The sequence below is a fragment of the Mesorhizobium sp. CNPSo 4684 genome, assembly GCF_057784315.1.
Window position 1 is genome coordinate 44,225 of the sequence record NZ_JBWLUX010000036.1, and the last position, 21,878, is coordinate 66,102.

Here is a 21,878-nt window from a genome sequence, read left to right on the forward strand (position 1 = left end):
CAGCTCCTATTCAGCAGCTGCGCGCGCCGGCGCGGGCTTGAAATCTTCGGGGAAATGGGTGATCGAGCTCATCACCGGGTAGGGCGTGAAGCCGCCCAGCGCGCAGAGCGATCCGAACTTCATCGTGTTGCAGAGATCGGTGACCAGAGCCAGGTTCTTTTCCGGCTCGATGCCGGCGGCAAGCTTGTCGATGGTCTCCACCCCGCGTGTCGAGCCGATGCGGCAGGGCGTGCACTTGCCGCAGCTTTCGATGGCGCAGAACTCCATGGCGAAGCGCGCCTGCTTCAACATGTCGGCGGTATCGTCGAACACGGTGATGCCGGCATGACCGATCAGCCCGTCACGCTTCGCGAACTCTTCGTAGTCGAACGGCGTGTCGAACAGCGCGCGCGGGAAATAGGCGCCGAGCGGGCCGCCGACCTGCACTGCCTTCACCGGCCGGCCAGTCGCAGTGCCGCCGCCGATGTCGTCGACGATTTCGCCGAGCGTCAGGCCGAACGCCGTCTCGAACAGTCCGCCATGCTTGACGTTGCCGGCGATCTGGATCGGGATAGTGCCGCGCGAGCGGCCCATGCCGAAATCCTTGTAGAAGGCGGCACCCTTGTCCATGATGATCGGCACCGAAGCCAGCGAGATGACGTTGTTGATCACCGTCGGCTTGCCGAACAAGCCCTGGATTGCCGGCAGCGGCGGCTTGGCGCGAACCACGCCGCGCTTGCCTTCAAGGCTGTTCAGCAGCGAGGTTTCCTCACCGCAGACATAGGCGCCGGCGCCGACCCGGATTTCCATGTCGAAGGCGTTGGGCGAACCCAGTACATTGACGCCGAGCACGCCGGCTTTGCGGGCGACCTCGACAGCCTTGTTCATGACAGCCACCGCATGCGGATATTCCGAGCGGATATAGACAAAACCCTTGGTCGCGCCGGTGGCGATGCCGGCGATCGCCATGCCTTCGATCAGCACGAAGGGATCGCCTTCCATGATCATGCGGTCGGCGAAAGTGGCGCTGTCGCCTTCGTCGGCGTTGCAGACGATGTACTTACGCTCGCCGGCGGTATCAAGCACCGTCTTCCACTTGATGCCGGTCGGGAAGCCAGCGCCGCCGCGACCGCGCAAGCCCGATTCGGTGACCTGCTTGACGATGTCGAGCGGCGCCATAGCCACCGCGTTCTGCAGGCCCTTCAGTCCGCCGAGCGACTTGTAGGCGTCGAGCGACAGCGGGTCGTTGATGCCGCAACGCGCAAAGGTCAGGCGCGTCTGCTTGGCCAGGAACGGGATTTTGTCAGGCGCGCCCAGCCAGCGCTTGTGATGGCCACCCTTGAGGAAGCCGCTGTCGAACAGGCTCTTGACATCGGAAGGCTTCACCGGCCCGTAAGCGACGCGGCCCTCGGCGGTCGCGACCTCGACCATCGGTTCGAGGAAATATGCGCCGCGCGAGCCGTTGCGCACGATCTTGGCCTCGATGCCTCGTTCGGCCAGTTCTGCACGAATCGCCTTGGCGACCTTTTCGGCGCCGAGCGCCAGCGCGCCGGAGTCACCTGGAATGTAGATGCGCGGGATCATGAGCGTACCTCCGCGACGATCTCTTCGATCTTCTCGTCATCGAGCCGCCCGATCACCTCACCATCCAGCATCGCCGACGGTGAACAGGCGCAAAGCCCGAGGCAATAGACAGGCTCGAGTGTAACCGATCCGTCGCGGGTGGTCTCGTGGAAATCGATGCCGAGCAGCTGCTTGACCTTTGCGGCGATCGCATCCGAACCCATCGACTGGCAGGCTTCCGCCTGGCAGAGCTTGAGCACGTGCCGGCCGGCCGGCCGGGCGCGAAAATCATGATAGAAGGTCACGACACCGTGCACCTCGGCCCTCGACAGGTTCAGCCCATCGGCGATGACGGGCACGGCGTCCTGCGGTACGTGGCCAAATTCTTCCTGGATGCCGTGGAGGATCGGCAGCAGTGGACCCTCGAGGTCCTTCAGCTCTTGGATGATCGCGGCCGTGCGCGACTGGATCTCGGTACTTGCAGGCTGCATCGTCATGCAGCGCCCTCCCTGGTCGATAGCGGTCTCGCGCTAAGTGCTTACGAAATCAGAGGAAACCCCCGGAATCAATAAAGCTGATCCGTTGCTTGATAGAAATTTTCTATCGAAACCCGTCAGCCTGCATTGTCTAGCCTAGCGGTGGTTGCGGAAATCGTCTGCCAGCGCCATCGCCTCGTCCAGCAGCGCCTGTACCAGCGGCGTGTGCGGCTCGCGCGGCGCGGCCACCAGCCCGACGGTGTGGCTGGCATCCGGCTCGACGACCGGGATGGCCCGGATAGGTTCGGAAAAGCCGAATGTTTCCGCGAGGTTAAGCGGCATGATCGATGACCATTTGCCGGTCCTTATATGCGAAAACAGCACGATCATTGAATTGGATTCCAGCGTTGGCCGCATCTCGACGCCGGCCTCGGCCAGATGCTGGTCGATGATGCGGCGGTTCTGCATGTCCGGCGTCAACAGGCAGAGCGGCAGCTGGCTGAGTTCGGCCCACGTCACTTTGTCGCGGTCGGAGTACGGATTTCCGACAGCGGTGATCAGCTGGTAGCGCTCGTCATAGAGCGGCACGCTGGTGACGCGGCCGAGCGGCTCATTGTCGAGATAGGTGATGCCGGCATCGATGTCGAAATTGCCAAGCAGCGACAGCACCTCGATCGAGGTGCGCGACAGGATCGAGAAGGTGACGCCGGGGTGCTTTGCCCGGAATGGCGTCGTCAGCCGCGCCACCATCGCTAAAGCGGTGGGGATCGCCGCGATGCGGATGCGCCCCGAAAGGCCGTGGCGTGCCGCCCGCATCTCTTCCTTCATGGCACGGCTGTCGCCGACGATGCGGCGCGCCCACGCCAGCACCTGCTTGCCTTCCGGCGTCAGCCCCTGAAAGCGCGAGCCGCGCAGCACCAGCATGACGCCGAGCTGCTCCTCCAGTTGCTTGATCGCCGCCGAAAGCGTCGGCTGGGTGACGCGGCACACCTCCGCCGCCCGGCCGAAATGCTCCTCCTTGGCCAGCGCGATGAAAAATTCCAGCTTGTCGATCATTGGCGCAAGCTAACCGGCGCCGGGCGGCGGCGCCAGACGCAGTTGGGCACCTCAGCCATTCCGTCGATTTCCGGGCAGAGCACGCCGGCTGTTGCGCCACGACTTGGTTCTGCCGGGAAACTGCATTATCTCAGGCGCAAGCTTGCATAAGGAAGACCTGATGTCCGTCACCAAGGAAATCGTCACCGAGCGCCTGAAGACGGTCAACGGGCCGGACTTCACCGGGAACATCGTTGATCTCGGCATGGTTTCGGAGATTTTCATTGCCGATTCGAAAGTATTCTTCTCGATCACAGTTCCCGCTGCCCGCGCGCAGGAGATGGAACCGTTGCGCGCCGCCGCCGAGCGCGTCGTCAAGGCGATTCCCGGCGTCGCCGGAGCTGTCGTCGCGCTGACGGCGGAAAGGAAGGGGGGCGGAATGGAGGCGCCGGTTCCGGCGCGCCCCGCACCCAGACCGGCACCGCCGGCTCCGCCAACCGCGCCACGCGCGGCTCCGCACGCCCCGGCCTCGCATAGCTCGGGCAAGCGTGGCGTGCCCGGCATCGAGGCGATTATCGCGGTTGCGTCCGGCAAGGGCGGCGTCGGCAAGTCGACCACCGCCGTCAACATCGCCCTCGGCCTCGCCGCCAATGGCCTGCGGGTCGGCGTGCTCGATGCCGACATTTACGGGCCGTCCATGCCAAGGCTGCTCAACATCCATGGCCGGCCGCAGACGGTCGACGGCAAGATCCTGAAACCGATGGAGAATTACGGCCTCAAGGTGATGTCGATGGGTTTTCTCGTCGATGAGGAGACGCCGATGATCTGGCGTGGCCCGATGGTGATGTCGGCGCTAACGCAGATGCTGCGCGAGGTCGAATGGGGCCGGCTCGACGTGCTCGTCGTCGACATGCCGCCCGGTACCGGCGACGCCCAGTTGACCATGGCCCAGCAGGTGCCGCTGGCCGGCGCAGTCATCGTCTCGACGCCGCAGGACCTGGCCCTGATCGACGCCCGCAAGGGGTTGAACATGTTCAAGAAGGTCGACGTGCCGCTGCTCGGCATTGTCGAGAATATGAGCTATTTCGTCGCCCCGGACACCGGCAAGCGCTACGACATTTTCGGCCATGGCGGCGCCCGGCGCGAAGCCGAACGTCTCGGCGTAACCTTCCTTGGCGAAGTGCCGCTGGAAATGGGCATTCGCGAAAGCTCGGACGAAGGTGCACCGGTGGTGGCGTCGAAGCCCGATAGCGCCGAGGCGAAGATCTACCGCGATATTGCTTCGAAGGTCTGGGACCGGGTCAACGAAGAACGTGGCGTGTCCGAAGCGGCGGTGCCGAGCATCGTGTTCGAGTAGCGGGAATACCCCTTCCCTCAAGGGGGAGGGGTTAACCGCCTACCTTCTCGCCAAACGTCGAAAAGAACTGCCCGGCCAGTTTCTTCGATGTCGATTCGATCAGCCGGCTGCCGAGTTGGGCGATCTTGCCGCCGACATCGGCCTTGGCGGCGTATTTGAGCACTGTCGCATCCGGCCCGTCCGCCGTCAGCGTGACATCGGCGCCGCCCTTGGCGAAGCCGGCAATGCCGCCCTTGCCTTCGCCCTGGATGGTGTAGGCGTGCGGCGGCTTCAAATTCTTCAGCGTCACTTCGCCGTTGAAGGTCGCCTTGATCGGTCCGATCTTCACCACCACCGTCGCCGCCATTTCGGTCGGCGATTTCATCTCCAGGTTCTGGCATCCGGGAATGCTTTCCCGCAGCACGTCAGGATCGTTCAGCGCGTCCCAGACTTTCTGCAGGGCGGCGGCAATGCGTTCCTCGCCTTCGATCACCAAAGCCATCGATACCCTCCCGCGTTGCTCCGAAAAGGCCTAACGCAGGGTCCGACGCCTGTCTATCGCACCAAAGTCTGGGTGCGCTTGTGTGACCTCTTGCCTGCCAAGGCGCGTTGCCATATCGATTTGTCTTACAAATACGGAGACCACGATGGCAGGCGCCCCCACCAAGAAGAAGAAATTTCGCTCGCAGGAGTGGTTCGACAATCCCGACAATCCGGGCATGACCGCGCTCTATCTCGAACGCTACCTGAACTTTGGCCTGACGCGAGCCGAGTTGATGTCGGGCAAGCCGCTGATCGGCATCGCCCAGACCGGCTCGGATCTGTCGCCCTGCAACCGCCACCATATCGAACTGGCCAAGCGCGTGCGCGAAGGCATCGTCTCGATGGGCGGCATCCCCTTCGAATTCCCTTGCCATCCGATCCAGGAAACCGGCAAGCGCCCGACCGCGGCACTCGACCGCAACCTTGCCTATCTCAGTCTGGTCGAGGTGCTCTACGGCTACCCGCTCGACGGCGTCGTGCTGACCATCGGTTGCGACAAGACCACGCCGGCGCTTTTGATGGCGGCGGCCACCGTCAACATTCCGGCCATCGCGCTGTCGGTCGGCCCGATGCTCAATGGCTGGCACAAGGGCAAGCGCACGGGCTCCGGCACTATCGTCTGGGAATCGCGCCAGCGGCTGTCGGCCGGCGAGATCGACTATGACGAGTTTATGGACATCGTTGCCTCCTCGGCGCCGTCCACCGGCTATTGCAACACCATGGGCACCGCCACCACGATGAACTCGCTGGCCGAGGCGCTCGGCATGCAACTGCCGGGCTCGGCCGCCATCCCCGCACCCTACCGCGAGCGTGGCCAGATTTCCTACGAGACGGGCAAGCGCATCGTCGAGATGGTGCATGAGGATCTGAAGCCCTCTGACATCATGACGCGTCAGGCGTTCGAGAATGCCATCGTCGTCAATTCGGCGATAGGCGGCTCGACCAATGCGCCGATCCACCTCAATGCGATCGCCCGCCATCTCGGCGTGCCGCTCAACAATGACGACTGGCAGAAAATCGGCCTCAACGTGCCGCTGCTCGTCAATCTGCAGCCGACCGGCGAGTATCTCGGCGAGGATTACCACCATGCTGGTGGCGTGCCGGCGGTGGTGGCTGAGCTTTTGAAGGCCGGGCTTTTGCCGCATCCCGACGCCGTCACCGTCAACGGCAAGGCGATCGGCGACAATTGCCGCGGCGTGGCCAACGAGAACCAGGATGTCATCCGCAGCGTCGACAAGCCGCTCAAGGTCAATGCCGGTTTCATCAACCTCAGCGGCAATCTGTTCGATTCGGCGATCATGAAGACCAGCGGCATCTCGCCGGAATTCCGCGAACGCTATCTGTCCAACCCGAAGGACCCGGAAGCCTTTGAAGGCAATGCCATGGTCTTCGACGGCCCGGAAGACTATCACGCCCGCATCGACGATCCGGCGCAAGGCATCGACGAGCATACCATCCTGTTCATGCGTGGCGCCGGCCCGATCGGCTATCCCGGCGGCGCCGAAGTCGTCAACATGCAGCCGCCCGCCTATCTCATCAAGAAGGGCATCCACGCTCTGGCCTGCATCGGCGACGGCCGCCAGTCGGGCACATCGGGCTCGCCGTCGATCCTCAACGCCTCGCCGGAAGCGGCAATAGGCGGCGGTCTGGCGCTGCTCAAGACCGGCGACCGCGTGCGCATCGACTTACGCAAAGGCACCGCCAACATCCTCGTCACCGACGAGGAAATCACGCGCCGCCGTGCCGAACTGCAGAACGATGGCGGCTATCACTACCCCAAGCACCAGACGCCATGGCAGGAAATCCAGCGCTCCATGGTCGACCAGTTCTCGGAAGGCATGGTGCTGAAGCCGGCGGTGAAATACCAGGACGTCGCGCATACCAGCGGTGTGCCGAGAGACAACCACTAGCGTCGCAGGTTTGGTGAAATCAAAGGCGGCTTGCCATCGGGCAGGCCGCCTTTTCTCTTGGCGACGCTCTTGTATCGGTCGGGCCGGACCTACAGATACGTCACCTCGAAGCGTCCTGCACAGGGATGAGACCATCATCATGACCAAGCGGCGTTCTTCCCTTGGCTTCCTCGGCATATTTGGCCGCTCGGGCGACTTGCGGGAACTCGACAGCGCGCTGCGCGGGGCCGACCTTCATCCGGCGCTTGTTCCGGAGGGCGTCAAGCTCACCATCGTCAATCTGATGAAAGACCATTGGCCGGACGAACCGCCGCCGGAGGCCTATCGGTCCGTGGCGCAGCTGTTCGGCTATTGTATCGCCGGGCCGCAAACGTTCGAGCAGGCCAACGGCCCGGAGCGACGGCTGGACGCGGAGCGTCGCATCGAAGCAGCGCTTGAAACCGGCGACAGTCTGGATGCGCAGATCGTGCTGATGGCGCTGCATGCCAAATTGATCAGCGCCGAGGTCGTCGAGCGATTTGGGCTAAGCGCGGACTGACTTCGTAAGGTTAGGCTTACCCACCCATGCCACTGCGCGGCAGCTTGATCATCTCGCCGAAGCGGGCGCGCAATCTGTCGTCGAGCAGCTTTGGCACATGGCGGGGGAAGCGCTCGGCCAGCACGCGTTTCTTCTCGATGATCGCCCGCTGCAAGATGTCGGGCCGGCCCTTTTCATTCCATTCCTTCGGCGAAAAGCGGTCGCCGACAGCCGGATAGAAATATTCGGTCTGCATCAACCGCAGCGTCTGCTCGTTGCCGAGATAATGGCCGGGGCCATTCATGCAGACTTCAGTGATGGTGTCGATCGACAGCGCTTCGTCTGTCACCTCGATGCCGCGCACGCAGCGCAGGCAATGGCCCAGCATGTCGTTGTCGATGATCAGGCTTTCCAGGCAAAAGCCGAGCAGCGAGGCATGCATCCCTGCCGATTCATAGACGAGGTTGAGGCCGGCCAGGCCAGCCATCACATCGGTGATGCCCTTTTCATAGCCGGACTGGATGTCGGGCAGTTTCGAATCCGTCATGCCGGCGGCCGAACCGCCCGGCAGATCGTAGAATTGCGCCATCTGCGCGCAGGCCGAAGTCAGCACCGCCTGCTCGGCCGAGCCACCCGACATGGCGCCCGTGCGCAAGTCGGAGACGAACGGCCAGGTGCCGAAGATCGCCGGATGCCCCGGCTTGATGGCGTTGACATAGATGAGACCGACGAGCACTTCGGCCACTGCCTGGACCACTGCCCCGGCAATCGCCGCCGGGGCGGTGGCGCCAGCCTGGCCGGCCGACAGGAGCAGGATCGGAATGCCGCCTTCGACACATGCCTCAAGCACGCCGCAGGCATCCTCGGCAAACTTCATCGGCGGCACGACAAAGCAGTTGGAGTTGGAGACGAAGGGCCGTGCGCGAAAATTCTCCTCGCCGCCGGCGATCGCATAAAGCATTTCCAGCGCCGGCTGCACGTTCTCGCGCACCGTGAACGAGGTGCCGACATGCTTGGACGTTCCCATCACGCAGGCGTAGAGCGTGTTGAAGTCCATTTCGAGAGGATCGGGAATGTCGCGCGGCACCATCGGCCGTTGGAAGAAGTGGATGTTGTCGAGCCCTTCGACGAGGCGGGCGGCGTCGTAAATGTCCTGCACCAGCGACTCGCGGTATTCGCGCTTTTCGACATCGACCAGATGCACCGCGGCACCCGCGGTCCCGTAATGCACGCGCTTACCCTGGATCAGCATGTCATGCTTCGGGTCCTGGCCGTGCAGGGTGAAATTCCGCGCCGCTTTCTTGATCGTGTCCAGCACCAGGCCGCGCGGAAAGCGGATGCGGCCGTCATCGCCATAGACGGCGCCGACCCCGGTCAGCGCTTCGATACAGGAGGGAATGGCATTGGCGAAGCCGACGGTTTCCAGCAGCGTCAGCACCGCTTCATGGATGCGCTCCTGGTCGTTCCTGTTGAGCGGGCCGTAGCTGCCGCCTTCGAGGCCGGCGCGCACCGGCCTGATATCGTCCGCCAGCGGTGCGGCCCGCATGGCGCGGCGCGCTTCGCGCCCGCCGGATCGCCGCGAACGCTGATCGCTCAAAGCTTCTTGTTTAAGAGCTGCATCCTTAAGAGCCGCATCCTGCTTCTCAAGAGCCACTGACATCGGAGGCACTCCACCTTTAGCTTGCGAAACCGGACGCGGTGATTGGTCCACCGTCGGCCTGCTTCGTCCCCTTTGTCCGCCGACTATGCCGCCGGCATTGGCACAGCCTATGGGCCAGTGGACCCCGTCGCATATGCCAGGGAACTAAAGAACAGTGCTGGGAAGGATGTCAGGGACCGGGGCCGTTCAGGGCCCCGGCACGAGGAAATCAGGCGGCTGCCGGCCTGCGCCCGGCCGCGGTCGCCAGCTCGCGAATGCCCGGCTCTATGTGCTGCAGCGCGATCGAGGAAATGCCCAAGCGCATGAAACGCGACGGCTTTTCGGTGCGGTCGAAGAAGCGGTCGCCGGGCTCGATGATGACGCTGCGCGACGCCGCAGCCTCGGCCAGTCCGCGTGAATCGGTACCGCGCGGCCCTTCCAGCCAGAGCGATGTGCCGCCGGCTGAATCGGTCGAGCGCCATTCCGGCAGGAATGCGGAAATCGCATGGACCAGACGCTTGCGTCGCTCATCGAAGGCCGACGACAGCCGCCGCACCAGGGCCTCGTGATGGCCGAGCGACAGGAACAGCGCGACGGCGCGCTGGTTGTTGGCCGGCGGATGCCGCAGCATGAAGCGGCGCAGCGCCCTGAGTTCCGCGATTAGTCCAGCCGAAGCCACGATGTAGCCAAGCCGCAAGCCTGGAGCCAGCGTCTTCGACATCGAGCCGACATAGATGACGCGGCCTGAACGATCGAGGCTCTTCAGCGCCTGCTGCGGTGCCTCGTCGAGAAGCTGGCTGTCATAGCCGTCCTCGATGATGATCTGGTTGTGCCGGTTGGCGCGCGCCAGAAGATCCTGCCGCCGCTCCGCCGACAGCGGCACCATGGTCGGGCAATGGTGGCTGGGGGTGACGAAGACGAACCCGGAATCGTTGGGGATGGAAGAGGTTACGATGCCGGACTGGTCGACCGGCACCGGCTGGATGTCGGCGCCGGCCAGCCGGAAGATCGAGCGCGCGTCGGGATAGCCGGGGTCTTCCATCGCCACCTTCGAGCCCTTGGTCATCAGCAGCGTCGCCAGCATATAGAGCGCGTTCTGCGCGCCGAGCGTCACGATGATCTCGTCCGGATTGGCGAAGATACCGCGCCGCGGCAGCAGTCGCGCCTGGATCTGCTCGATCAAGAGCGGATCGTCGCGATCGACCATGTCGGAGGCCCAGTTGCGGATCTCGAGCACCGCCAGCGCCATGCGGTTGCACTCGCGCCATTCGGCGGTCGGGAACAGCGCCGGGTCGAACTGGCCGTAGACGAAGGGGTAGGAGGACTTGATCCAGTTGTCGTGCTTGGCCGGAGGCGGCATGTCGCTGGCGGCGATCTGCCGGCGTGCCTTCCAGTCGATCTCGTTCTGCTGGTCCGGCGCCTTCTGGTGCGGCTTGGCGGGGGTGGCCAGCACATCGGGATTGACGAAATGGCCGCGCCGTTCGCGCGCCACCAGGAAACCCTGGTCGACCAGCTGCTGGAACGCCAGCACCACGGTGCCACGCGCGACGCCGAGTTTTTCGGCCAGGATGCGGCAGGACGGAAGCGGCATCGAAGCGGCGATCTGCCGGTCGAGGATAGCGGCGACGATCGCCTGGCGAATCTGCGCCTGCAGGGTCTGGCCCGATTCCGCCGAAATCCGGAACAGGCCGGACCATATGGCCGTGTCGTTACGCTGTGGCATGGGAGATGTTCCTCGATGGCCAGTCTTTTTTGCTTGGCTGGACCAGCGGAAGGTAACCGTGGCACAAGGGGTTGCGCCAATCAATTTTTCTGATCGCTGGGATTTATGCCAGTGATCCTTCGCGCGACGCCGGCGCGACGCGAAGCGTCGTCGCGTGCGCTGTAAGCAGCAACATCCCCAGCGCGACGCGCAGCGTCGTCGCGCCGCGTTTTCCCGGGTGACGCTTGCGTCATCCCGCCCGGCGCGACGCGCAGCCTCGTCGCTCCGCCCCGCTATGTTGCACTGCGTCATCCCCACGCATTGAAAGAAACGGAATTCGGCTCAATAACTCCACCGCGACACGCGCCGGAAACATCCGGTCTGATAAGATGTCATGAAAAAGTATCAGGAGCCGGCAGTGGATCATTCGTCCTTCGACAAACAGCTTGTCGCCTTGCGTGCTGCGCGCGCGACGGCATCGGGCACGATGCGCGAGGCTTTTGCCGCCGACCCCAAGCGCTTCGAGACATTCTCGGCCAGCGACGGCGACCTTCTGCTCGACTGGTCGAAATGCGCGGTCGACCAGCACACGATGGAACTGCTCGAGAAGCTCGCCGGTGCGGCCGACCTCGAAGGGCGCCGCGCAGCAATGTTTTCCGGCAAGAAGATCAACATCACCGAGGACCGCGCCGTGCTGCACACGGCGCTGCGCAACCTCTCGGGCAAGGGCGTCACCGTCGACGGCCAGGACGTCAAGGCGGATGTGCTTGCCGTGCTCGACGCCATGGGCGCCTTTGCCGACACCATTCGCTCGGGCAAGGCCGCCGGCGCCACCGGCAAAAAGATCACCGACATCGTCAACATCGGCATTGGCGGCTCAGATCTCGGCCCGGCCATGGCGACGCTGGCACTGGCGCCCTATCACGACGGCCCGCGCGCGCACTACGTCTCCAACATCGACGGCGCCCATATCCACGACACGCTGAAGGGCCTGTCCGCCGAAACCACCTTGTTCATCATTGCCTCGAAGACCTTCACCACGGTCGAAACGATGACCAATGCCGTGACGGCGCGCAAATGGGTGCAGAAGGCCCTCGGCAAGGAAGCCGTCGGCAAGCATTTCGCCGCCGTCTCGACCGCGCTCGACCTGGTCGCCAAATTCGGCATCGAGGCCGATCGCGTGTTCGGCTTCTGGGACTGGGTCGGCGGCCGCTATTCGTTGTGGGGCGCCATCGGCCTGCCGGTGATGATCGCCATCGGCCCGCGCAATTTCCGCGCCTTCCTCGATGGCGCGCATGAGATGGACGAGCACTTTCGCACCGCCCCCCTGCAGAAGAACCTGCCGGCGCTGCTGGGACTGGTCGGCTGGTGGCATCGCGTGATCTGCGGCTATCCCGCGCGTGCTGTGATCCCCTATGACCAGCGCCTGTCCAGGCTGCCGGCCTATCTGCAGCAGCTCGACATGGAATCGAACGGCAAGGGCGTCACCCTCGACGGCACGGCGGTGACGACGCCGACCGGGCCGCTGGTCTGGGGCGAGCCCGGCACCAACGGCCAGCACGCCTTCTTCCAGTTGCTGCACCAGGGCACCGATTTCATCCCGGTCGAGTTCCTCGCCGCCGCCGTCGGCCACGAGCCTGATCTGAAGCACCAGCACGATCTGCTGCTTGCCAATTGCCTGGCCCAATCGGAGGCGCTGATGAAAGGCCGCACGCTTGAAGAGGCGCGCGCGCAGATGCTGGCCAAGGGCATGAAGCCGGCCGATGTCGACAAGATCGCCCCGCACCGCGTCTTCTCCGGCAATCGCCCGTCGGTGACCATCCTTTACCGCAAGCTCGACCCGCGCACTTTCGGCCGGCTGATCGCGCTCTATGAGCATCGCGTTTTTGTCGAAGGCACTCTGTTCGACATCAATTCGTTCGACCAGTGGGGTGTCGAACTCGGCAAGGAACTGGCGACCGGCCTGCTGCCGGTCGTAGAAGGCAAGGAGAGCGCCGCCAAGCGTGACGCCTCGACGGCTGGGCTGGTGGCGCGCATCCAGCAGCTGCGGGGTGCGGCATGAAAACCCCGGCGGACATCAAGGGCATATTGTTCGACAAGGACGGCACGCTCGTCGATTTCAACGCGACCTGGCTTGGCATTGCCGATTTCATGGCCATGGACGCCGCCGAGGGCGATCGCTGGAAGGCCGACAGGCTGCTTTCGGCGGCGGGCTTCGATTTCGTCAACAAACGTTTCAGGCCCGATTCGATCTTTGCCTCGGGCACCAACATGGATGTCGTCGAATTGTGGTTCCCGCGGCTGTCCGACGAGGACCAGATGCTGGCCGTCGCCCGCTTCAACGAGATCACTTCCGTGCAGGGTTCGTCAATGGCCGTGGCGCTGCCGGGAATCGTCTCGGCGCTGACGGCGCTGCACAAACGCGCCTACCGGCTCGGCGTCGCCACCAACGATTCCACCAGCGGGGCGGAAAAGACCATGGTCACGTTAGGCGTCGCCCAGCTCTTCGACGCCGCCTATGGCTATGATGCGGTTGCCAATCCGAAACCGGCGCCGGACACGATCCTCGCCTTCTGCGACCTGACCGGGCTGAGGCCGGCCGAGATCGCCATGGTTGGCGACAACCGCCACGATCTGGAGATGGCGCGGGCTGGCGGCTGCGGGCTGGCGATCGGCGTGCTCTCCGGCACCGGCACGCGTGAATCGCTGTCGTCGATCGCCGATATCGTGCTGGATTCAGTTGCCGATCTGCCGGACTTCCTGTCGGCGCGAGTCAAGGAGACGATCTGACGGAAGGCTTTGAGGGGTTGAAGCCAAATCGACTTGGGCTTCCCGTCGATGGCCGAGATGGGTGGTTAGCTGACATCGAGAATCGAAGTACCGAACGTCCGTTTTGGGCCGACAGCGGACTGGCAGCTTCAGGCTGCGGAATCTTCAAGAGCTGACATTCAGGTCGGCGCGGGCATCGTCGCGATCTGACCCAATTGCGACGCTCACGCCGGTCAGTGGTAACGTCCGGATTTGGCGAGCGATTCCGACCTCAGCGAACGAAGTTATGACACGCCATTCCAGTGTATGATTGCTTCGCCAAATTGGGTGTGCGCTGCAATAGCAGCCCGAGACAGTCGCGCTTGCCGAAGGGACTGTCGGCTCTGACGGGATTGGCGTAAGCTACAGGTAAGGGGGTGCACACATGCACCGCATCGTCGCCATAGCGATCTTGGTTCTCGCGGCCGTGTTCAGCTCCGCGCGCGCGGAGGTGCTGATCGGCGTCTCGGCTGCAATGACGGGACGGCTCGCCTGGATCGGCGAGCAGGGACAGCGCGGCGCGGCGATGGCGGTGGCCGACGTCAACGCGGCGGGTGGCGTGCTCGGCCAGAAGGTGAGGCTCATCTCGGTCGACGATTTCTGCGATCCCGAGCAAGCGGTGGCAGCTGCCCAGAAGCTGGTGGCTGACGGGGTGGTGCTCGTCGTCGGGCATTATTGCTCCGGGGCCTCGATCCCCGCATCAAAAGTATACGAGGAGGCGGGCGTCGTTGAAATATCCCCAGGCTCGACCAATCCGCAGCTGACCGAACAGGGCCGTGGCAACGTCTTTCGCACCATTGGCCGCGACGACGTGCAGGGTTTCATCGCCGGCAACTACCTTGCCGATCGCTGGGGCGACAAGAAGATTGCAATCCTCCACGACAATTCGACCTATGGGAAAGGTCTCGCCGACGAGACCAGGAAGCAGCTGAACAAACGGGGCGTGACTGAAGCCGTTTACGACGCCTACACGCCCGGGAAGGATGACTATTCAGCCGAGGTCGCTGCGTTGCAGACCGCCGGCGTCTCCGCCTTGTATGTAGGTGGCTATCAAGCCGAGGTTGCGCTGATCGCTCGCGCTGCGCACGACCGTGGCTACACGGTTCAGCTCATATCCGGAGATGCCTTGGCGACCGAGGAATTTGCCCTGATCGCAGGCTCAGCGGCGGAGGGAACCCTGTTCACCTTCCCGACGGATCCGCGGAGAAATGCCGGCGCGGCCGCGATCGTGGAGCGGTTCCGTGCAGAGAAATTCGAGCCCGAGGGCTACACGCTGTTGGCCTACAGCGCGGTCCAGGTCTGGGCCCAGGCAGCCTCGAAGGCAGGTTCGCTGGAGCCGAAAGCGATCATCGCGACACTGCACGAACAGGAATTCGACACCGTCATGGGCCGGGTCGACTTCGACGACAAGGGCGACCTCACGAGGCAGAGCTGGGTTTGGTACGTCTGGCGCGGCGGAGAGTACGTGCCGGTTGAATAGGGTTCGCCGAATGCCGGCGTGCCGCCTGAGACGTTAGTCTGATGCAGACCAGTGTGGCTGGATTGTTCCGACTCACCGCGATGCTTGAACGGCTCGGCATACGCGGCCGGCTGTTGCTCGCCTTTTTCGGGATCAGCGCCCTTGCGGTGCTGGCAACCGCTGCGGCGCTTTATGCCTTCCTCCAGGTCGGCGACGTCGTCGACCGAATTACCACGGATCGGGTGCCGTCGGCGCTGGCCTCCCTCCAGCTGTCGCGCCAGGCCGAACGGGTCGCTGCTGCCGCGCCATCGGTGCTGGCGGCGACAAGCAGGGCTCAGCACAGCGAGGTCTCGGCTGCCGTCGCGCTCGAGATGTCCCGCCTCGAGGCCCTGCGCACGGACCTCAGGGATGCCACGCTGGGCACAGTGCCTTTGGCTGAGATCGAGGAAGCCGCGGTTGTTCTGAGACGCAACCTGAAGGAGCTCGATTCTCTTGTTGTCGCCCGGCTCGACGTGGTCGCCCGCAAGGAGGAGCTCCTGAACCGCCTCGCCGCGACGACGACCGGAAGCCAGCGCCTTGTCGCCACCGGCATCCTGGTGATGGATTCCAGGCTCCTGCAATGGCGGGCGGTCGCGGCCGACACGTCGCTGTCGCCCGATCGACGCGCAGCGGCGATGGTCGAACTGGTCCAGGCGATTGCGGCCTACATCCCCCAGCAGAAGGCGCAGATGGAGATCTCGGCGGTCAACGACGCGCTCGTGAAGGTCGCGAACGCGCCGACGCCGGGCGACCTGGCGTTGGTCCTTTTTCCGCTACGCCGTTCGCTCGCTGCTCTTGAAACGGTTTCCACGGAGATCGACGAAAAGCTGCGGACCCGCTTCCGGCAGCGTGTCGACGAGTTCAAGGGTTTGACCGACGGCGAGGACAGCATCCCCAAGGCGCGGGGGGACGAGTTTGCTGTCCTGGCACAGGGCGAAAGGCTTCTGGCTGAGAACAATCGACTGTCGCGCAATCTCACCGCTGGCGTCGATCGCCTAGTCGCCACGGCAGACCAGGATATCGCTGCGTCTGGTCGCGAAGCCGCGCTCGTCCAGCGCTACGGCACCGCGGTTGTGCTCGGTTCCGCCTTCCTCAGCCTCCTGAGCTCGGTTCTGGTTGTCTGGCTCTATGTCGACCGCAGCCTCCTCGCCCGACTGGGGGCCGTGAGCCAGGGCATGCTCGCGATTGCGGGGGGCAACCTTCGTGCGCCGCTGCCCGCGGCTGGCAGCGACGAAATCGGGCGTATGGCCGAAGCGCTGAGACTCTTCCGGGATACTGCTGTCGAAGTCGAGGAAAAGAACCTGCGCGACGTCGCGGAAGCTCGTCAGCGGCTTATCGATGCCATCGAAAGCATCTCCGAAGGATTCGCGCTGTACGATGGGGAGGACCGGCTTGTCCTCAGCAATAGCCGCTACCGCGAACTGCTCTACAGCGACCTTGCGATCGAACTGATGCCCGGCACGACATTCGAGCACATTATTCGCCGATCCGCTGAGCGCGGCTACATCAAGGATGCCGAGGGGCGACTCGAGGAATGGGTCGCCGAGCGCCTCTCGCGGCACCGCAACCCTGGCGAACCTTGGGTGCAGCGGCGAGGCGACGGGCGATGGGTCATGATCAGCGAGCGGCGGATCAGCGCCGGCGGCACGGTCGCCGTCTATTCGGACATCACTGAGCTAAAGCAAAGGGAGGAGAACCTTGCCGAGAAATCCGCGGTTCTGGAGGCGCTTTCCAGCAAGCTGGCGAAGTATCTGGCGCCCCAAGTGTATCGCTCGATATTCACCGGCCGCCAGGAGGTCAGGATCGCCAGCCAGCGGAAGAAACTGACAATATGCTTCTCCGATATCGCCGGCTTTACCGAGACCACTGACAAAATGGAATCCGAGGATCTCACCCAACTCCTCAATCACTATCTGACGGAAATGTCGAAAATTGCCTCGGATCACGGCGCGACGATCGACAAATATGTCGGCGACGCGATCCTGATGTTCTTCGGCGATCCCGAGACTCGCGGCGTCAAGGAGGACGCGCTGGCTTGCGTACAGATGGCGCTTACCATGCAAAAGCGGATCAGCGAGCTTGCCGAAGTCTGGCGGGACATGGGGATCGAAACACCGCTGCGCTGTCGCATCGGCATCCATACCGACTACTGCACCGTCGGTAACTTCGGCAGTGAGGACCGGATGGACTACACGATAATCGGTGGCGCCGTGAATCTCGCCTCGCGCCTAGAGCAGGAGGCGCCGCCGGGGGCCATCCTCATTTCCTACGAGACGTTTGCCCAAGTGAAGGACTCAATCGACTGTGAGGAGCTGGGGCACGTCCAGGTCAGGGGGATCGCCTATCCCGTCGCCACCTACCGCGTCATCGATCTGAAGGCCAATCTGGCGGCCGCTCGTCGTGCTGTTCGAACCGAACTGCCGCATTTCAGGCTGGAACTTGAACCGGAGCTTATGTCCCCTGACGAGCGTGGCGATGCCGCCACTGCACTTCGAGACGCGCTGGATCGGCTTTGTCACAAGCCCGGGTAGTAGGGCTTGGTCCACAACGACCCCTCCCAATGGATGCAAGGAGGGGGATGTGGGACGCAGCTCATTGGCGCTATAGATGCGAAGGCCGCAGAACGCAGGGCGCGCCGCCATCGGACGGGCCTTCGAGAATTATTTGACTGCCTTGGGGCCACTCTATCGACCGATACTGGGCAAGTCACAAACGGTCGCGCTTGGTTCCCTCGCGATCGCACTGCAGCCAATGCACTATTGTGCTACAATCATCCTAGAGCAACTTGGTGGGCACGCGTATGGACCGCAAGCTTGCCGCCATTCTGGCTGCCGATGTAGTCAGCTATTCCGCGCATATGGAGCGGGACGAGCAAGGCACCTACCTGCGTCTCCGAGCAGGTCGAAAGGAGCTCTTCGAGCCCGAAATCGCTCGCCATCACGGACGCATCTTCAAGGTCATGGGCGACGGGATGCTGGCGGAGTTTGCCAGCGTCGTGGATGCGGTTGAATGCGCGGTTGCGCTGCAAAGGGGGCTGGCGGAGCGAAATCAGGCGGTTCCTGAGAACCAGCGCATTCAGGTCCGCATTGGCATCAACCTCGGTGAAGTCATCATCGAGGGCAAAGATCGCTTCGGCGAAGGTGTCAACATCGCGACCCGGCTCGAACAAATTGCGGAGCCTGGCGGTGTCTATGTATCCGCAAAAGTGGCCAAGGAGGTGGAGAAAAAACTCGCCTTCGCGTTCGAGCCGATGGGCTTGCAGAAGGTCAAGAACCTTGAGGAGCCTATTCAGGTCTTTCGGGTAAAGCTTGATGGTACGCCAGGATTGCGTCGGGTTGCTTTCGGTGGCCGGCGTTCGGCTGCTTGGGGTCGCGCCGTCGCGTTGACACGATTCCCGCGCCGCGGCTTCATTCTTGCTGCAATCGTTCTCGTCGTGGCAGCGATCGGCGCATACTACGGCGCGGAAACATGGCGAGCCGCTCCGGTTCGTTCGAGCGACATGCCGAGGATCGCGGTGCTTCCCTTCGACGACTTCAGCACCGGTGCGGATAAGGGATATCTCAGCGATGCCGTCGCCGAGGGGATCATCACCGAGCTGGCGTGGAGCAAGACCTATGCCGTCATCGCCCGGAATTCGAGCTTCCGGTACCGCGGCAAGCCGGTCGACGCCAGGCAGATTGGCGATGAACTCGGCGTCGACTACCTGCTTGAAGGCAGCCAGCAGAAGCTCGGAAACCGACTGAAAGTGACGGCTCAGCTCTTGAATGCGCATGACGGAGCGCATCTCTGGTCCAACACCTACAACCGCGAGATCGGCGATCTTTTTGTCGTTCAGGAGGAAATCATCCGCACCGTTGCGGAACGGGTCTGGCACAGGATCGAGCGACCCTGGCCACAGAGCGATGCCGCCCGGGTCAGCGCGCTGCACTATTACCTGATGGGGTTTGCCGAGATCGACAGGGATTTCTCTGCCAAGGGGACCGCCTTGCTTCGGCAGTTCAGCCTCAAGGCGATCGAAGCGGATCCGAACTCCCAGTTCGGCTATATCGGGCTGGCCCACTCCTATCGCATCGACGCGGATTTCGGGTGGCACGAGCAGGACCCTGACGAGGGGATAAAGCGTGCCGCCGAATACGCCGACAAGGCTATCCTGCTCGCCCCGGACGATCCCGAGTCGCAGTGGGCCCGCGCCCGCGTGCATGCTGACGCGGGCGAGGTCGAGCAGGCGCTTGCGCGGTTCGATCAGGCGATCGCCTTGAATCCCAGCAACTCGATGATCCTCGTCAGCAGTACGGATCCGCTGATCTGGGTTGGCCGTACAGACGAAGCGATCGATCGGATCAAGCAGGCTATGGGCATCGATCCTTTCTACCCTGAATGGTTCAACTGGCAGATGGGCTGGGCACTCTACCAAAAGAACGATTGTGGGGCTGCGCTGTCGTGGATGCGGAAAATGTCCAGAATCCCGAACAGCGCACAACGCATGCTCGCGGGGATCCACGCGTGTCTCGGGCACGTGCGGGAGGCAAAGGAAGCGCTTGCGGTTTTCCTCAAAGACTCGCCGGGCGAATCCATCAGCAAAGAACGCAAGCAATGGGAGAAGGTATATATCGCCCCCGGAGCCCTCGACCGCTGGCTCAACCACATGCGGGTCGCGGGCATGCCGGAGGAATGACTGCGTCGGTGTGGCCCGGCCGTGCGACACGAGCAATGACCTGGAAGGCTCTGAACGCGACCTTCGTTGCGCCCAACGAAATGTCAGGAGTTGGCGCGAACGAGCCGGCCGGGGCATCAGCCCGGATTATACCGCGATGGAGCGTTCTACGTCTCAATCGGGTGGAATGCTGCCGTTCGATTGGTCCTTCGGAACGAGCAACGAGCGCCAAAAACGGACGATCAGCCATTGTCCTGCCGAAGCAGCCATTGCCTATGTCCTACGGATCACCGACAGGGCTTGAGATCGAGCAGGTGCTTTGCCACAGGCGCCCCCATCGCTGGCCCACGCGACGAGTTGGGATCAGTGACCCCACCCCTGATATGACGCGGGATCGCTTGTACGGCGCCCTACGGCGATTTGTGGAGGGCCGACGCCACCCATGGTGCGGTCTTTGCGATCTCGGTGCGTTCCCAACTCGCGATCGGTATGCGCCAACCTGACAGCGCTATTCCGGCAGCCCCGCCTTTCGCAAACCTTCTGCAAGCAGAGCCATATCGGCCGCACGCCTGATTGAAACGACGTCGGCGAGATTGGAAATTCGTTGGCCAGGATCGAGGGCGAGAATTCGGCTCACCACCTTTTGCGCATCCTCGGTTCGGCCAGCGTGAGCATAGCTTGCAGCCGCAAAGCGCAACGACGCCAAAAAGTCCGGCTTTTCCCGCAACGACCTTTCCGCCCAGGATGATGCCTCCTCAAATCGACCAGCTAAGAGATGAGCCACTGCAACCGCATTAAGCATATCGAACATGAACGGGTCGACTGGGCTCATGCGTATCGCAGTGGCCAGGTGCTGGAGGGCGGTTTCCGTATCGCCGAGGTCGGCTCTTACCCAGCCGCTGAATAGCCACGCAGTAGCCAGGTTCGGATTGAGCCCAAGCGCGCGATCAATGAGCGCTGCCCCGCTATTGTAGTTGCCCACGACAAACGCGAGCGCTTCCCCGCCGAGTGAGAGCGCAACCGCGTCATCCCTGCCCAAATCCACGGCCTTCAGAGCCAGGCGTTCTGTCTCGACGGTTTCCTGCTCACGATCGGCCATCCAGCCGTTCGCCTTGCGCATGACGGCACACAACGCGGCCATGCCGTATGCCGAGGCGAATTCAGGGTCGAGTTCGATGGCTTTGTAAAACAACTGAAGGGCGTCTGCGTTGGATTCCCTGGTCAACAGGTGGAGGCTTGCTATCCCGCGCAGGTAGTAGTCGTAGGCGTCAAGGTGCTCGGTCGGCTTGCGCTTGGCTCGCTCGATCTCTGCCTGTTCCAGCTTCGGAGCGATCGCTCCGACGACGCTGCGGGTCACTTCCTCCTGCAGCTCAAAAACGTCCTCCAGCCCGCCGTCGAAACGCTCGGCCCATAGATGTGCACCCGTTGTCGCATCGATAAGCTGCCCGGTGATGCGCACCCTGCTCGCCGCCTTGCGCACGCTCCCTTCAAGCACGTAGCGCACACCAAGCTCGCGTCCAACCTGCTTAATGTCCACTGCCCGGCCCTTGTAGGTAAAGCTCGAGTTTCGCGCGATGACGAACAGCCAGCGCGTCCGGGACAGCGCGGTGATGATCTCCTCCACCATGCCGTCAGCGAAGTAGCCCTGCTCGGGGTCGCCACTTAGGTTGTCGAATGGCAAGACCGCGATGGACGGTTTTTCGGGAAGCGCCAGCGTATCCCTTGTCGAGAATGCCGAAGTGGGTTTTGCTCGACTGACTCGATAGGCGCGCACCGCGTCCACGATGTTGTGGACCTGCTGGCTACCGAGGTCGGTGTAGGCATAATCCAGTTTGCCTTTGACCTGCTCGTAAACGTTGCTCGCGACGCAGACGCCGCCAGGTTCTGCAAGCTTCTCGAGCCGCGCGGCGATGTTCACGCCATCACCGTAGATCGTATCGTCCTCTGCAATCACGTCGCCCAAATTCACGCCCATGCGGAAAGTCATGCGCTTGTCTTCGGGCAAACTTGCATTGTGAGCGGCCAATCCCTCCTGGGCTTCCACCGCACACTGCACCGCGTGGACTGCGCTGGCGAATTCGACAAGTAGGCTGTCGCCAGCGGAACCGACGATGCGTCCGTGCGACTCTGTGATCTTGGGCTCGATCACTTCGGCGCGCAGCCTCTTAAGATGCGCAAGCGTGCCAACCTCGTCGGCTCCCATGAGGCGGCTGTAGCC

Annotated in this window: 15 protein-coding genes; 8 read left to right on the plus strand and 7 right to left on the minus strand. The window is 63.1% G+C overall.

Annotated elements, in window-relative coordinates; translation table 11 throughout:
* Window positions 1-6: 6 nt before the first annotated feature.
* The 3 genes from AC04SG_RS27225 to AC04SG_RS27235 all read right to left on the minus strand — a co-directional run bounded on the left by AC04SG_RS27225 (window position 7) and on the right by AC04SG_RS27235 (window position 3,074).
* The gene (locus AC04SG_RS27225) at window positions 7-1,563 is read right to left on the minus strand and encodes a formate dehydrogenase beta subunit (protein ID WP_488553567.1); all 1,557 of its coding nucleotides are present in this window, start codon (window positions 1,561-1,563) and stop codon (window positions 7-9) included.
* Window positions 1,560-2,039 carry a formate dehydrogenase subunit gamma gene (locus AC04SG_RS27230; protein ID WP_112560655.1) on the minus strand — a complete coding sequence of 160 codons (480 nt, stop codon included), beginning with the start codon at window positions 2,037-2,039 and terminating at the stop codon, window positions 1,560-1,562. The genes AC04SG_RS27225 and AC04SG_RS27230 overlap by 4 nt, the downstream gene beginning before the upstream one ends.
* 135 nt (window positions 2,040-2,174) lie before the next feature.
* On the minus strand, window positions 2,175-3,074 hold the full coding sequence (locus tag AC04SG_RS27235) for a LysR family transcriptional regulator (protein WP_488553568.1): 900 nt from the start codon (window positions 3,072-3,074) through the stop codon (window positions 2,175-2,177).
* 157 nt (window positions 3,075-3,231) lie between these two features.
* On the opposite strand from AC04SG_RS27235, the gene AC04SG_RS27240 reads away from it, so the two are divergent.
* Window positions 3,232-4,410, plus strand: coding sequence for an Mrp/NBP35 family ATP-binding protein (locus tag AC04SG_RS27240; RefSeq protein WP_488553578.1), 1,179 nt, complete (start codon window positions 3,232-3,234; stop codon window positions 4,408-4,410).
* Between the two features lie 31 nt (window positions 4,411-4,441).
* On the opposite strand, the gene AC04SG_RS27245 is transcribed toward AC04SG_RS27240, so the two are convergent.
* Window positions 4,442-4,891 carry an SRPBCC family protein gene (locus AC04SG_RS27245; RefSeq protein ID WP_488553569.1) on the minus strand — a complete coding sequence of 150 codons (450 nt, stop codon included), beginning with the start codon at window positions 4,889-4,891 and terminating at the stop codon, window positions 4,442-4,444.
* A 145-nt stretch (window positions 4,892-5,036) separates the two neighbouring features.
* On the opposite strand from AC04SG_RS27245, the gene AC04SG_RS27250 reads away from it, so the two are divergent.
* Window positions 5,037-6,842, plus strand: coding sequence for an IlvD/Edd family dehydratase (locus tag AC04SG_RS27250; RefSeq protein ID WP_488553570.1), 1,806 nt, complete (start codon window positions 5,037-5,039; stop codon window positions 6,840-6,842).
* 139 nt (window positions 6,843-6,981) lie between these two features.
* Window positions 6,982-7,380 (plus strand): hypothetical protein, encoded by a 399-nt coding sequence (locus AC04SG_RS27255; protein ID WP_488553571.1) that lies wholly within the window; start codon window positions 6,982-6,984, stop codon window positions 7,378-7,380.
* A gap of 16 nt (window positions 7,381-7,396) precedes the next feature.
* Here the strand turns inward: AC04SG_RS27255 and AC04SG_RS27260 are convergent, their stop codons facing one another.
* Complete coding sequence (locus AC04SG_RS27260; RefSeq protein WP_488553572.1) at window positions 7,397-9,019, minus strand: trimethylamine methyltransferase family protein; 1,623 nt, start codon at window positions 9,017-9,019, stop codon at window positions 7,397-7,399.
* A gap of 208 nt (window positions 9,020-9,227) precedes the next feature.
* The gene (gene pdxR, locus AC04SG_RS27265; protein WP_112560664.1) at window positions 9,228-10,721 is read right to left on the minus strand and encodes a MocR-like pyridoxine biosynthesis transcription factor PdxR; all 1,494 of its coding nucleotides are present in this window, start codon (window positions 10,719-10,721) and stop codon (window positions 9,228-9,230) included.
* Window positions 10,722-11,118: 397 nt separating this feature from the next.
* On the opposite strand from pdxR, the gene pgi reads away from it, so the two are divergent.
* The 5 genes from pgi (at window position 11,119) to AC04SG_RS27290 (ending at window position 19,681) form a co-directional block, all read left to right on the plus strand.
* Complete coding sequence (pgi, locus tag AC04SG_RS27270; protein WP_488553579.1) at window positions 11,119-12,762, plus strand: glucose-6-phosphate isomerase; 1,644 nt, start codon at window positions 11,119-11,121, stop codon at window positions 12,760-12,762.
* Window positions 12,759-13,490 carry an HAD family hydrolase gene (locus AC04SG_RS27275; protein ID WP_488553573.1) on the plus strand — a complete coding sequence of 244 codons (732 nt, stop codon included), beginning with the start codon at window positions 12,759-12,761 and terminating at the stop codon, window positions 13,488-13,490. Before pgi ends, AC04SG_RS27275 begins: the two co-directional genes overlap by 4 nt.
* A 403-nt stretch (window positions 13,491-13,893) precedes the next feature.
* Window positions 13,894-14,988 carry a branched-chain amino acid ABC transporter substrate-binding protein gene (locus AC04SG_RS27280; protein WP_488553574.1) on the plus strand — a complete coding sequence of 365 codons (1,095 nt, stop codon included), beginning with the start codon at window positions 13,894-13,896 and terminating at the stop codon, window positions 14,986-14,988.
* 80 nt (window positions 14,989-15,068) lie between these two features.
* The gene (locus AC04SG_RS27285) at window positions 15,069-17,537 is read left to right on the plus strand and encodes an adenylate/guanylate cyclase domain-containing protein (RefSeq protein ID WP_488553580.1); all 2,469 of its coding nucleotides are present in this window, start codon (window positions 15,069-15,071) and stop codon (window positions 17,535-17,537) included.
* Between the two features lie 269 nt (window positions 17,538-17,806).
* Entirely contained in the window at window positions 17,807-19,681 is a 1,875-nt protein-coding gene (locus AC04SG_RS27290; RefSeq protein ID WP_488553575.1) for an adenylate/guanylate cyclase domain-containing protein, read from the plus strand.
* Window positions 19,682-20,168: 487 nt separating this feature from the next.
* On the opposite strand, the gene AC04SG_RS27295 is transcribed toward AC04SG_RS27290, so the two are convergent.
* On the minus strand, window positions 20,169-21,878 hold a 1,710-nt coding region (locus AC04SG_RS27295; RefSeq protein ID WP_488553576.1), incomplete at its 5' end, for an adenylate/guanylate cyclase domain-containing protein.

What these genes read in the sequence shown, in the direction of transcription:
- AC04SG_RS27280 (WP_488553574.1), top strand. Translation starts at nt 13,894, where the DNA reads ATGCACCGCATCGTCGCCATAGCGATCTTGGTTCTCGCGGCCGTGTTC.
- AC04SG_RS27285 (WP_488553580.1), top strand. Translation starts at nt 15,069, where the DNA reads ATGCTTGAACGGCTCGGCATACGCGGCCGGCTGTTGCTCGCCTTTTTC.
- AC04SG_RS27260 (WP_488553572.1), bottom strand. Translation starts at nt 9,019, where the DNA reads ATGTCAGTGGCTCTTGAGAAGCAGGATGCGGCTCTTAAGGATGCAGCT.
- pdxR (WP_112560664.1), bottom strand. Translation starts at nt 10,721, where the DNA reads ATGCCACAGCGTAACGACACGGCCATATGGTCCGGCCTGTTCCGGATT.
- AC04SG_RS27230 (WP_112560655.1), bottom strand. Translation starts at nt 2,039, where the DNA reads ATGACGATGCAGCCTGCAAGTACCGAGATCCAGTCGCGCACGGCCGCG.
- AC04SG_RS27250 (WP_488553570.1), top strand. Translation starts at nt 5,037, where the DNA reads ATGGCAGGCGCCCCCACCAAGAAGAAGAAATTTCGCTCGCAGGAGTGG.
- AC04SG_RS27275 (WP_488553573.1), top strand. Translation starts at nt 12,759, where the DNA reads ATGAAAACCCCGGCGGACATCAAGGGCATATTGTTCGACAAGGACGGC.
- AC04SG_RS27235 (WP_488553568.1), bottom strand. Translation starts at nt 3,074, where the DNA reads ATGATCGACAAGCTGGAATTTTTCATCGCGCTGGCCAAGGAGGAGCAT.
- AC04SG_RS27225 (WP_488553567.1), bottom strand. Translation starts at nt 1,563, where the DNA reads ATGATCCCGCGCATCTACATTCCAGGTGACTCCGGCGCGCTGGCGCTC.
- AC04SG_RS27290 (WP_488553575.1), top strand. Translation starts at nt 17,807, where the DNA reads ATGGACCGCAAGCTTGCCGCCATTCTGGCTGCCGATGTAGTCAGCTAT.
- AC04SG_RS27255 (WP_488553571.1), top strand. Translation starts at nt 6,982, where the DNA reads ATGACCAAGCGGCGTTCTTCCCTTGGCTTCCTCGGCATATTTGGCCGC.
- AC04SG_RS27245 (WP_488553569.1), bottom strand. Translation starts at nt 4,891, where the DNA reads ATGGCTTTGGTGATCGAAGGCGAGGAACGCATTGCCGCCGCCCTGCAG.